The organism is Streptococcus sp. CCH5-D3, from assembly GCF_001556435.1.
Classification (GTDB): domain Bacteria; phylum Bacillota; class Bacilli; order Lactobacillales; family Streptococcaceae; genus Streptococcus.
The window spans coordinates 102391-115162 of record NZ_LSIW01000133.1; the positions used below are offsets into that span (position 1 = coordinate 102391).

General features: G+C 40.6%; 9 protein-coding genes and 1 other RNA gene. All 10 read right to left on the reverse strand.

Annotation, left to right across the window (positions count from 1 at the left end; translation table 11 throughout):
* Positions 1-27: 27 nt before the first annotated feature.
* Positions 28-2004, reverse strand: coding sequence for an endolytic transglycosylase MltG (gene mltG / locus AX662_RS08685; protein WP_002883612.1), 1977 nt, complete (start codon positions 2002-2004; stop codon positions 28-30).
* A 96-nt stretch (positions 2005-2100) separates the two neighbouring features.
* Positions 2101-2595, reverse strand: coding sequence for a GNAT family N-acetyltransferase (locus AX662_RS08690; protein ID WP_002883611.1), 495 nt, complete (start codon positions 2593-2595; stop codon positions 2101-2103).
* Between the two features lie 59 nt (positions 2596-2654).
* On the reverse strand, positions 2655-3983 hold the full coding sequence (gene murC / locus AX662_RS08695) for a UDP-N-acetylmuramate--L-alanine ligase (protein ID WP_060972196.1): 1329 nt from the start codon (positions 3981-3983) through the stop codon (positions 2655-2657).
* A gap of 26 nt (positions 3984-4009) precedes the next feature.
* Positions 4010-4726, reverse strand: coding sequence for a hypothetical protein (locus AX662_RS08700; RefSeq protein WP_014633860.1), 717 nt, complete (start codon positions 4724-4726; stop codon positions 4010-4012).
* A gap of 155 nt (positions 4727-4881) precedes the next feature.
* Entirely contained in the window at positions 4882-7977 is a 3096-nt protein-coding gene (locus tag AX662_RS08705) for a DEAD/DEAH box helicase (RefSeq protein ID WP_060972197.1), read from the reverse strand.
* A 108-nt stretch (positions 7978-8085) separates the two neighbouring features.
* Complete coding sequence (locus AX662_RS08710; RefSeq protein WP_060972198.1) at positions 8086-10089, reverse strand: cell division site-positioning protein MapZ family protein; 2004 nt, start codon at positions 10087-10089, stop codon at positions 8086-8088.
* Between the two features lie 2 nt (positions 10090-10091).
* Positions 10092-11258 carry a THUMP domain-containing class I SAM-dependent RNA methyltransferase gene (locus AX662_RS08715; RefSeq protein ID WP_060972222.1) on the reverse strand — a complete coding sequence of 389 codons (1167 nt, stop codon included), beginning with the start codon at positions 11256-11258 and terminating at the stop codon, positions 10092-10094.
* 142 nt (positions 11259-11400) lie between these two features.
* Positions 11401-11768: RNase P RNA component class B (rnpB, locus tag AX662_RS08720), an RNA gene on the reverse strand.
* Between the two features lie 14 nt (positions 11769-11782).
* Entirely contained in the window at positions 11783-12115 is a 333-nt protein-coding gene (gene gpsB, locus AX662_RS08725) for a cell division regulator GpsB (protein ID WP_002883687.1), read from the reverse strand.
* Between the two features lie 108 nt (positions 12116-12223).
* The gene (locus AX662_RS08730) at positions 12224-12739 is read right to left on the reverse strand and encodes a DUF1273 domain-containing protein (protein ID WP_060972199.1); all 516 of its coding nucleotides are present in this window, start codon (positions 12737-12739) and stop codon (positions 12224-12226) included.
* Positions 12740-12772: the final 33 nt, after the last annotated feature.

The following is a 12772-nucleotide window of genomic DNA, read 5'->3' on the forward strand; positions in this document are numbered from 1 at the left end:
TTGCTTGGTTTTAATGAGCCAATCAGACTATTTATCTTTTAGTTTGCTGTTAATGTAAGTTTCAACGTTATGCTGATGCTCTTCATAGCTTTCAGCAAAATAGACATTACCAGTGGTTACATCTGCCACAAAGTACATGTACTTGGTAGATGATGGATTGATAACCGCTTCAATCGCAGACAGACTAGGACTATCCACAGGACCTGGCATCAACCCCTTATGAACATAATCATTATAAGGGGAGTCAATGTTTGTGTCAATAGTTGCATCTTCTTTCAAGGTCGTTTCCTGACCAAGTTTTCCAAGAGCATAAAGAACTGCGATATTACTTTGTAGAGCCATGTCTGAGTTTAGACGATTATAGAAGACGCTAGCAATATTTTTACGGTCGTCATCTGTAGCTCCTTCTTTTTCAACAAGAGAAGCTAGGGTCAAAATCTCATTAACATTGTGTCCACTAGATGAAATCGTCGCATAGTAAGGTGATAGGTAGGTGTCCATCGTTGACAACATTTCCTCTGCCAAAGACTCCACCGTCGTATCATCATGAATGTTATAAGTCGCTGGGAACAGATAACCCTCTAGGACATACTTAGCATCCGTAGAATTCGGAAGGTTTGCCAACAAGGTTGGATACTTCGCTTTCATCTTAGTAATGAAAGCATCATCCTTCATCAATTTCAAGAAATCTTTCGCCTTAAGTCCAGTTGATGATTTTTTGCCTTTTTTAGCTGAAGAATTAACTTCAACTGCCTTGGAAATTTGATCAATGGTATATCCTTCTTTGACTAAGACCGTACCAAGAGATGGCTCCTGAGGTTTATCACTTCCTTTTTTCTGAAGTGCCTCAATAATTTCATCCATGGTCATGCTAGCCTGAAGGTTGTAATAACCACTTTTCAGATTTGAGATGTTCTTAAACTTGGTATAGTAATTAAAGACCTTACCAGACTTAATAACACCAGCTGATTCCAAGAGTTGGCCAATATAACTGCTACCTGAATTTTCGGGAATTTCAACACTAACAAACTTAGTTGAATTAACATCTTTTGCGCCAACAGCATCACTAACATAACGATAACCAAAGAATGTCGCTACTGACAAGATAAGAAGCAAGAAGATAATAATATTTCTTGCAATTTTCCCAGCACGGCGGTTATTTTTATTGCGTTTGTGATTTCGGTTAGAACGTGAAATCGGCTCTTCGTCGACAATGTCAGCCTGTTTACCATCTTTTGGTGAAGACTTTTTCTTCTTCACTTTCTTGCCTTTCTTTTTCTTAGGCTTTCCAGAGGGTTCTAGAGCAATACTCTCATCATCCTCATTACCATCAGCTACTAGCTCTGATTGAACCTTTTCTTGCGACGCTTGGTCACTTGTTTCATGATGTTCCTGCAAGAATGCTTCTTTTTGACGTTCTGAGGTCAATTTGGCCTCCAATTCTTTAGGGTCTGTATAAATAGCTTCGTTAGACTTAGCTTCAATGAGCTCCTTAGCCACATCTGCAGGAATATACTCCTCTTCAGATGCTTCGTTAAGACTAGTCTCCCAAACTGGACGTTTAAAACGGCGTTTCGACGTTTCAGTCTCCTGAGGAATATTTACCTTTGTCTCCTCCTCAATTGGCTCTTTAGGAATAGACGCTAGGTTTGAATGAGCATCAGATACTAAAGACTCCGCTTGGGAATCTGAAAACAAGCCAAGACTATCTTGTTGAGAATCTTGGGCTGTCTCAGAAGTCATAGATTTAGCAAAGGCACTGTGTGAAACAGAATGTGAACTAAAATCTTGGTTACTTACTTTATTAGACGCTGAATCACTACGAGTTGTAGCGCTCTCAGCTGACGTTGAAAGTGGTGTCTCGGGCATAGTTGCACTTTTATTATGCTCCTCCTCACGAAGAGAACGGAGCCGTGTCGCTTCTTGTAAGTCTCGGAGAATCTGATTTTTGAAGCTTAGGCTATCTTCAGAAGCTTCCGAGTGTTCATTAAACTTGTCCGTCAAGGCATACCTCCTCTATAGTAACAAACGCCATTATATCTTAAAAAGTCAGTTAATGCAAATCAATTGGTCCTTTGTCACAGTAACGTAACACTGAAATCAATGGGTTTCTGGGTTCTCCCAGACCATATTATACCAAGAGCTTCCACCATGATTTGATTCTGATTCTCCCTCATCAGTAAAACCATTCATCTCATAGTAGGCAATCAAGTAATCATGACAAGTCAAGCTAATACCTTGGCGTTTTTGAGCAATAGCCAGATCTTTAAGCGCTGCAATCAAGGCTGTTCCAATACCTTGCCCTTTAAAATCTTTGGAGATAGACAAACTAGTAACTGCAATAAAACCTCCTTGACTAGCATTAGGAGCCACCTTATGGAACAGGTCATCTGTGAGGTAACGTTCCGCAATCACAGGTCCTTCGATGTAGCCAGCTACAACGCCATCAATTTCAGCAATTAGAAAGGTATCACAAATCGTCTCTAAACGCTCCGCAATGGCCTCTGGAGTTGCAGCCTCTTCAGGCGAAAAATTTTCTTGTTCGATACGAACAACATCATCCCAATCATCCTCTCGGGCATGTCGAATAAGCATATCAAATTCCTTTCTATTAAGAGAAAGAGCTGAGCGAAATCGCTACAGCCCTTAATCTATTACATATGTGTTTGCAAGCTTGCTAGGAGCTCTTCAAACGAGCGTTCGTAAAGTTGGATGTCTCCAGCTCCCATAAAGACATAAACAGCATTGTCATGGTCAAGGAGAGGTGAGACATTTTCAACTGTAACCACTTTGGCAGGTTTATTGATCTTAGCGGCAAGATCTTCAACCTTAACATCACCATGGTCAACCTCACGCGCTGAACCGTAAATTTGTGCCAAATAAACAGCATCTGCTTCGTTCAAAGCTTCAGCAAATTCATCAAGAAGGGCGATGGTACGTGTGAAGGTATGTGGTTGGAAAATAGCAACAATCTCTTTAGATGGGTACTTTTGACGTGCTGCATCAAGCGTTGCAATAATTTCAGTTGGATGGTGGGCAAAGTCATCGATGACAACAGTACCACTGATAATTTTCTCTGTGAAACGGCGTTTAACACCTGAGAAAGTTTTAAGGTGTTCCGCAACCAAGTCCATGTCAAAACCGGCTACATAGAGGTTCCCAATAACCGCAGTTCCATTCAAAATATTGTGACGACCATAGGCTGGCACATGGAATTCTCCAAGGATTTGTCCATCATGTTTCACCTTAAAATTAGACCCTGTCGTTGTACGCACAATATCTGTTGCCATAAAGTCATCATTTTCTTCAAAACCGTAGTAATAGATTGGCGCATTGGCTGTAATCTTACGAAGGTGTGGATCCTCACCGTAAACAAAGAGTCCTTTTTGCACTTGCTTAGCATAGTCATCAAAGGCAGAGAACACATCATCGATACTTGTAAAGTAATCAGGATGGTCAAAGTCAATGTTAGTGATGATTGAGTATGCTGGGTGGTATGGCATGAAATGACGTTCATATTCATCAGACTCAAAGACAAAGTATTGTGCATTAGCAGAACCTCGTCCAGTTCCGTCACCGATAAGGTATGACGTGTCGGTGATATTTTTCATAACATGTGACAAGAGACCTGTTGTAGAAGTCTTACCATGTGCACCTGCCACACCAAAGCTAGTGAATTGATCCATGAAGTGACCCAAGAACTCGTGGTAACGCTTAAAGCTGTAGCCATTTTTAATTGCATAAGCAACTTCAACGTTGTTATCTTCACGAAAGGCATTTCCAGCAATCAATTCAACATCTTCTGTGATGTTTTTTTCATCGAAAGGAAGGATAGGAATACCTGCTTGCTCAAGACCACGTTGAGTGAAGTAATATTTTTCCACATCTGAACCTTGAACCTTGTGTCCCATTTGGTGGAGCATCAAAGCCAAAGCTGACATACCAGATCCTTTAATTCCAATAAAATGATAAGTTTTTGACATAGTTTCTCCTTACAATCGCACTGCGATTAGTTTGCGTCTTCTAAATGCGTCAAATTTAATTCTTGAGCAACTCGGTGTTCACGGTAAGTTTGACGTTCTGGGTAATTATAAACCTGGCTACGTTTCAAGAAGTCATAGCTATTTTTCTTGACGTTCTTACGAGATGGGTTACTAGGCTGTTGATAGGTTGGAGCCACTTCTGCCAAGATGTAAGAATCTTGTTGCAGACGATTTGCCAAGTGATGGATCTTTGAGTGCTTCCCATTAGGCGCTAAAGTTCGCTTGATAGCACTTACAGGAGCTCCCAAGATAGAGGCTGTCACTGGTCCTTTATCCGTTGTTACAGCAGCTGGCTCAACAGTGGCCTCAAAGCTTGGTTTAGCTTCTACCTTAGGCTTAGCAGTCAGTTGGCGGCTATTAGTATGTTTGGTTTGTTGAACTTCTTGGCGGAGGAATTTTTGTCGTTTCTCACGTACATCACGCTTAGCCTTTTCACGGGCTTCCTCAGCATAAGTCATGCCAGCCTCTTGTGTCTCCACTCGTTTTGGAGCCTGCTTACGATTGCTAGGCTTAGCTGACAAAAAATCATAGTTCGGCAACAAATCATTGTAGTCCTTATCTTGGTAAGGGCCACGGATATTTGTGATTAAATCTTCATTTTCGTATAGGCGCATAGAGACCGGTTCTTGCAAGCAAGGTTCCCCGTCTGGGATCAGCGGAAATTGTCGTCTTTGGCGATGCATAAAAGACTTCCTTTCATTTTCGAGATGATGCGTATCTTAATATAAACAATCGGGAATGGGAAGATACGTCTTGCAATATTCTATTATAGCCTAATTCAAAAGATTTGCCTAGTAGCATTTTTACCTCTTAGTATTTCAATATCAAATATAACAAATTAAGATATTGCAATACCAAGAATTTCTTTAATATCCTCAACGGTCATGCTGGCACGGCTTTCATTGCCATCCAAGACGGTTGTTACCAGGTTTTTCTTGCCTTCTTGAAGCTCAAGAATTTTCTCTTCGATAGTCCCTCTTGTAATCAAACGGTAAACTTCGACATTTTGTTCCTGACCAATACGGTGAGCACGACTAATAGCCTGCATTTCTACCGCTGGATTCCACCAAAGGTCAATCAGAATAACCGTATCAGCACCAGTTAGATTCAGTCCCACTCCTCCTGCTTTCAGAGAAATCAAAAAGGCATCTCGACTTCCTTGATTGAAGGCTCTGGTCATCTCCTGACGACTATCAGATGGCGTTGACCCTGTTAGCTTATATGAGGAAATTCCTAATTCTTGTAAGAGACTCTCTGTAATATCTAACATCCCACGAAATTGTGAAAAGATAAGGACACGATGGTCTGATTCCTTAATTTGGCTAAGCAACTCTCTAAGGCTATCTAATTTTCCGCTATCTCCCGCATAGTCCATAAAGAGAGCTGGGGTATCACAGATTTGTCGTAAGCGGGTAATTCCTGACAAGATTTCCACCTTACGACGGTTGATTTCCTGATCACTTGCCGAAATTAATCCTTGTTGCATCTGTTGCAATTGTGCTAAATAGATAGCCTTTTGAGCATCTGACAATTCACTTTGGTGAGTGATTTCAATCAAATCTGGTAGATCAGGAAGGACCTCTTCTTTTTTACGTCTTAGAATAAAGGGAGAAATATACCTAGCCACTTCCTTAGGTGTTAACTTAAGGAAAGTTTTTTTAGCTGGTAAAAGTCCTGGTAGAATAATCTGGAAAATAGACCAAATCTCCAACAAATGATTTTCAATAGGCGTTCCAGATAGTGCTAAGCAATGTGGAACAGAAAAATCACGTAGATATTGGGCAATCTTTGTCTGTGTATTCTTCATGACCTGAGCCTCATCGAGAATGAGATAGTCATATTGGCCAGCCTTGTAAGCATCAAAATCCTGACGGAAGGAAGCGTAGCTTGTAATAATAATCTGGTGGTCTTCAGCAATGATGTCATCACGTTTTGGCTTGAGTCCATAAGAAACCGCTACATCTAACTGAGGGGCAAACTTTTTAAACTCATCCTGCCAATTGTAAATCAGGCTTGATGGTGACAAAACCAAAACTCGTTGTCCTTCTTCTAAATGTGCAGAGAGATAGGCAATAGTTTGCAAAGTTTTCCCCAACCCCATATCATCGGCCAAGATACCGCCAAAACCATAGTGATGCAACATAGATAGCCACTGAACACCCTTTTCCTGATAGGGACGAAGGTCAGCTTCTACCTTATAAGTTGGCAAATCAAAGGTCTCTGGTTTACTCAAATGTTGCGTTAAGAGTTGGAAATCTTTTGAAAATCGAACAGAATCACTTTCTGAAAGAGCCTCCATTAATTGATAGGCAGTCAATTGATTTAGTTCTAGGTGACCTTGCCCTGAATATCGAGCTCTTAGAGTTTTGAGACTCTCACTAATACGATGCGTCGCTTCGTCAAAAACAATCAACTGACCACTACGATTGATAAAATAGGGCGAACTTTTCATCAAAGCTGCTAAAGCATGATCCACATCTTCATCGTCAAGACTTGAAAAATCAAAGGAAATATCTAATAAATTCCCCTGACGCTCTACCTGAACCTGCGGACTCTGTTCAACCCGTAAGTCACGCAACTCCTGCCCAATCAGAACCGTCCCTGTATTTTCAAATTCTGGTAGAGTATTCGTAAAGAAATCATAGAGCTCTTGACTGCTAATTAATCGTTTAGATGACTGAAAATCAGGGGTGAATTCATGCTTAGCCATCAAACGGAAAACAGCCTGCTCATGACGATAGTTACTCGTAAATCCTAAATGACTCAACTCTTGTCGATTATGGACTAGGAAACCATCAAAATCAAAGGCTAATGTAAGTATAACCTCACTGTCACCTTTCAGATCAAAGTGAAATCTCGGTGTAAAATCCTTGATATTAAAGGCTTTAGGAGCTTTAACTGGTCCCATAGTCCTAAAATCAAAAAGACTAGCAGCCAAGATGGCTTGTTCATCAAGATTAAAGCTGACATGCTTATTCAAATCGCTTCCGATTGGAAGAGAGCGTAAACCAACCAAAAGTTTTTGTTGTTTTCGATTCAGACGATAAAAAACACCTTGATAAAAGAGAATACGATTATTAAAAAAGGCCTGACTATTCTTCTCAGCGACAGTCAATTCAATCATCTTGGGCTCGACACAAATATCAAACGAGAAGAGCTGAGCATCAGCAGTCAAATCCTCGACCAAAAGTTGGCGATATTCGGCTCCTTCCCATTCAAACCTAAAGCCATCCAAATCTTGCATCCGTCTCAAACCTTCTTCAAAAAAACCGTAAGGGAGACAAAGGTGACGTGCATTATTCGGTAAAATAAAATCTAAATTAGTCTTGGCTTCATCTGGAATCATCCGTCCTAGAAAGTCTAAAAATTCTTGTGAAGCCTGGTCAAATTGAATAAGTGATAGGGGTTCATAGTAGTTCTTACCTATCTGATAATAACCCTCAGCCTCTACAAGTTTGAGAAAGGCAGGAATATCTCGAATAACATAAGAACGTTCATCTGGTAAGCGACGTAAACGTATACTCCACCAAATCTCTGAACCAAAGGTAGATTCCTCTCCCTCTACCATCAAGCTATATCTAACGGTATCATCTTCATTCAGGGAAAGCCCTTCTAAAAATAAACCACCAAAAGAGTGACCTCGCTCTTGGCCTTGAGAGGATTCTTGTTCCTCTTCCAGTTCTGCCAAGAGACGCTGGCCTTCTTTATCATTTTTTAGATAATACTCAACCGCTGCCAAATGGGGACAATAGCCTTTTTGAGCGAAATAATCACAGTCACACGTGATTTCAGAATCATTGAGTGCATAAATTAAATGATGTTGGTCAACTGTTGTATCCAACTGAGTTTCTGAGACCTGATGAATGGTAATGAGATCCTTTTCAAAAAGTTCAATACCCTCATTACGGACTCTACCCGGCATCAATTTTGCCATAGTATTCACCCCTATCTTATCCCTCTATTATAGCACAAAATCCTTATAAACTAGGCCTTCACCAAGATAAAACAAAAAACACTCCCTAGGGAGTGTCGCAGATTATTATTAATAATCAAGTTTATCTGAGTGACCTGAACCATTACCAACATAATAACCTGTCTTACAGTTGATACTGAAGAGGTAAGTTCCATCTGGAAGGTACAAGTTGTAGTAACCATTACCATTGATGATGTTAACTGGTTCAAGGATGAAGTTATCTCCTGAGAAGTAACCACGTGAGTGTGATGTTTCAATAATCTTATCAAGAACACCATCAGCCCAAGTCCAAGCTGGGTTACTTGTATCTGCTACTACGTTTGCATTATAAGGCACACGTGAGCGGTCACGTTGAAGGATTGATGGGTTATAATTTGTGATTCCGCGTGTTACAACTGTTGAAGCTGCAGCTGAGCCACCAGTAGTTCCTCCAGTCGCACCAGCTGAACCTGTTGAACCTGCTGAGTTAGCTGCTCCATTTTGCGCTCCAGATGTATTTGATGCAGCCGCACCACCACCAGTAGAAGCTGCTCCAGACGTGTTATCACCTGAAGGTGCAGCAGGACTAGCAGTATTGGCGCTATCAGCAGCTGTCGCTGCAGATGTTGCGCTCGCAGCCTTAGCTTTTTCTTCAAGCTGAGTCTTACCACCCTTAATCGCTTCTTGGATAGTGCTATCAAGACTCGCATTTCCAGTTGTTGTTACACTTTCTGGCAGATTATTAAAGTTGGCATCGGATTTAACAGCGATAGAGGCATTATAGCTACCATCTACCAGAGCATCTGACTCAAACTGACTGTTAATCTTTTGTACAGCTTCAATTTGTTTCTTCAAGTTATCATATTTTTTCTTAGCTGCATCATAATACTTGGTTTTCTCCAATTTCTTGAGCAGTTTTTCCAAATCTGATAGCTTACCAAATTGATCATTAGCGAGTTTTGTTTGCTCATCATCTGTGAAGAAATTCTTATACATTTCTTCGAAGGCCTTATTATCAGCAGCTGCCGTGTCCTTGCTTGATGTTGACGTCACTGCTGAAGAAGCTGTGCTTGTTGTTTTTGCCGATTGGCTATGTGTTCCTTTATAAAGAGCATAGCTACCACCAATAATAGCTAAAGCAAGAACTGCTAGAGCACCGATAACAACACCTTTACGACGGTAAACTGGAATATCACCATCAAAGGCACTCTTATGCGATGGTGAAATAGACTCTGAAGAGATTCTGTCTTCTGCAGATGGGCGATTAACTGCCATAGACACTTTTGGTGTTGTCTTTTCTTCGTCAGCTTTTGCTCCAGTTACCCCTGCCACTGTTGAGGCAATAGCCGCCAAATCGATAGTGTCTGAGATAGCAACATCATCCAACAATGGTTTTGAAGCTTGCGGCTCAGTATCGTCAACATTGGCAACAACAGGATTTTGTGGTTCTGGATCATCGATGTTAGCAATCAAAGGATTGTTATCATCAATATTATCTACCAATGCATCGTTATAGGCTGGCGCTGGCTGATTAGTTGAAGTAGCTGAATCTGCTAGTGCATCACCCAGGTCAAATTTTTCTGTTTCTGACGTGATGAAACGATCAGCATTCGTTGACGTAATGATGACTTCAGAACTTTGACTTTCTGGTTCTGCAATAACCTCAGGTTCAACAGGAGCATTCGGCAACTGCTTGTCAATATGAGATTGAGTTTCATCAACCTTGTTATCTGTAGCACCAAAACCAAATGTGACTGGTGTTACTTCTTCAGTAGCTACTGTTGAGTTGATTGACTCATTAGCCATTGATTGACCAATCAAACCTGAATCCGCAAACTCCTGACGTTGCTTTTGAATAAAAGCATCCAAAGGTGATGTGTCGCCATCAGCTTCAATTTTCTTTGAAAATTTTTGTGAGGCAACTTCTTCGCGGTGTTGCTTGATATACTTATCCAAAATGCTATCTGTTTCTGTTACACCAGCATTAATCTCAGCTTCTTTGCGGACAGCCTCACCGACTGTCATTTCCTTGGCATCTTGGAAATCTAGCTCTTGGCTACCTTCATAGCCATTTTGTGTTTTATCTTCTGACACGTTTAATTTACCTTTCTAGCCTCAGAACGGCGAACACGCTCACCAAAATATTGATACAAATCAACACGGAGTGTCCCGTTATAAAGCTTACGTTTTTTATCGGCTTTCATACCGTATTTGCTTTCAAATTGTTCATCGCTGGTCAAGATAAACTTGCTCCAAGTTTTAAGTGGCGCAAAAGTTTGACCCATTTCATTATACAAGATATCCACAGCCTTGTCATCCAACAAACGCTCACCATAAGGAGGGTTTGAAATAATGACACCATTGATTTTATCTGTTTTCAAGTCCTGTAAACGCATTTGTTTCAATTTAATAACATCTTCAAGACCAGCCTCACGAGCATTGGCTTTTGCGATCTCAACCATACGGCCATCAATATCACAACCCATAATATCTAGTTCAATATCATAATTTGCCTTACTATCTGCTTCATCGCGTACCGATTGTACCAAATCCTTGTCCACCCAATTCCAGGCTTCAAAGGCAAAATCACGATTAAATCCTGGTGCAATGTTCATACCAATCATTGCAGCCTCAATACAGAAGGTCCCTGAACCACAAGTCGGGTCAATCAACGGTTTATCCGGATACCAGTTACTAAGTTCCAGGATAGCAGCCGCCATATTTTCCTTAATCGGTGCCCCACCTTTATCCGTACGGTAACCACGCTTAAAGAGACTAGCACCAGTGGTATCAATCAAAACCGTAGCCTTATCCTTTAAAATTGAGACTTCAATCTTAAATTCTGCACCCGTTTCTTGAAGAGGTACTCCTTCTGGACGGTGGAAATACTTCTGTAGTTTCTTAACGACGGCTTTTTTTGAAATCGCCTGAACAGAAGGCTCGTTGTGAAGCTTTGATTTAACGCATTTAGCTTTTGAAATCGGAAACTTTGCACCTAGTGGAAGATAGTTTTCCCAGTCCAAGGCAAAAACTCCCTGAAAGAGTTCCTCAAAGGTACGTGCTGGAAATTCACCCACTACAATCTTGATACGATCTGCTGCCCTCAACCAAAGGTTAGTTTCAGCAATTGCACGAACACCACCTTGGAAACGCACCTTACCATTTTCAACCTGCGTGTCATAACCTAACTCACGCAATTCACGTCCAACCACAGCCTCAAGACCTGCTGCTGCAGTTGCTACTAATGTAAATATTTCTTTCATTGTCATCCTTTTATCTCATTGTTACGAGTACAAACTTTCTTAACCGATAGCTTATTACCCACTCTTTTCTTTAAATATAAAAGAGAGAATTCTTGCTAAAAGAAGGCTGAGACATGTGTCCCAGCCTCACCTATATGCAATTTTCTATAAGCCATGTTTTGTTCCAGAAGTGACTAGGTACCACTTCCTTCGATAATCATCTGTCTACTGCAAAGCAGTCAGGATGGTCCGTTCGTTTCCAGCCATCCCATGCCCCTACCAAAGTTTGGGTTGCTAGCTTGAGGGGTTTACCGCGTTCCACTTTTTAGGTTTCCCTAAAAACTCCGTCACTGTGGCACTTTCAGAGCTACTAAAACCTATCCAAAGACTTAGCCAGTTCACTCGCCGTAACTTGAAAATCAAGTCCCTAGGCTTATTAATTCACCTAGCACAAACACTACTGGCATCACAGCCAGTGCTAGCATGGACTTTCCTCATGGAAGACTAGCAACCATGCGATTATCCAAAAATTGCACAAACCAGTTTTATTCGACGATTTGTTTTCCAAAGACCTCTTTCTCCAAACGACTGATACGTTTTAAGATATCATAGTTTGAAGCCGAAGCAACATTGGCATTCGCACGTGATGGCTCACTTGTCGCACTTGCGTATGCTGGGCGACTAGCAGGAGCTGATGAAGTCTTAGCCTTCAGTTTTGCATTTTCTTCTTGCAATTCCTTAACTAGAGCAATATAGACACCGTAATCTTTGATTACATCGTCTAGAAACTCATCAACTTCTTTTTTATCGTATCCACGCATGCTTGTTTTAAATTCTTGTTCGTAGATTTTCTTGGGCGTTAAATTAATCTTAGCCATTTTTATTCTCCAATACTTGTCTTATCTAACTTACTAATACTTTACTGTCTAATGTTTTTATGATACAGAAAAAAAGATAAAAATGCAAGTTTAAAATTCAATTATATCCTATTCCGACATGACTTCATTGAGGTCATCAAAAGTCAGTCTAGATACGGGATAACCCCTTGCTTCTAACATCATACCGTAAAAATATTTCAGATTTGTTTCATTTTCAGGTTCATAAAATAAATAAGCCTGATCTGTATTGTCAATGAGAAACTGATTAAAATGTTTAAACTGCGCTGGAGATTGGTAAGCGGGAAAGCTATACTTGACAAAATCAACCTGCTTAAAGGCTGCTAGTTTTGTTTGATTCGCTTCATTCCAATTCTGACCATGCGTTTCAAAAGGGAAGAGGGTCGCTAACTTCAAAGGATAGTCTTTTTGAAGTTCTTTGGCTACTTCTAGTGCCCAAAATTCAAAACCGAGGTTCCCAGTAAAAATCATCCAATCCACACCATCATCCAAGAAACGCTTCAAATCACGTTTGATTGCTTTCTTGATAATGGTTACTTTAGGGTCCTTGTCTTTAAAAATACCGAGTTCAAAGCTCTTATAGCCAGTTACCAGTAGTGATGTCATTTGTTGTTTTCCTCATTCATTTTATGGTATAAT

What these genes read in the sequence shown, in the direction of transcription:
- AX662_RS08690 (WP_002883611.1), bottom strand. Translation starts at nt 2,595, where the DNA reads ATGCTTATTCGACATGCCCGAGAGGATGATTGGGATGATGTTGTTCGT.
- murC (WP_060972196.1), bottom strand. Translation starts at nt 3,983, where the DNA reads ATGTCAAAAACTTATCATTTTATTGGAATTAAAGGATCTGGTATGTCA.
- AX662_RS08700 (WP_014633860.1), bottom strand. Translation starts at nt 4,726, where the DNA reads ATGCATCGCCAAAGACGACAATTTCCGCTGATCCCAGACGGGGAACCT.
- AX662_RS08705 (WP_060972197.1), bottom strand. Translation starts at nt 7,977, where the DNA reads ATGGCAAAATTGATGCCGGGTAGAGTCCGTAATGAGGGTATTGAACTT.
- AX662_RS08715 (WP_060972222.1), bottom strand. Translation starts at nt 11,258, where the DNA reads ATGAAAGAAATATTTACATTAGTAGCAACTGCAGCAGCAGGTCTTGAG.
- gpsB (WP_002883687.1), bottom strand. Translation starts at nt 12,115, where the DNA reads ATGGCTAAGATTAATTTAACGCCCAAGAAAATCTACGAACAAGAATTT.
- AX662_RS08730 (WP_060972199.1), bottom strand. Translation starts at nt 12,739, where the DNA reads ATGACATCACTACTGGTAACTGGCTATAAGAGCTTTGAACTCGGTATT.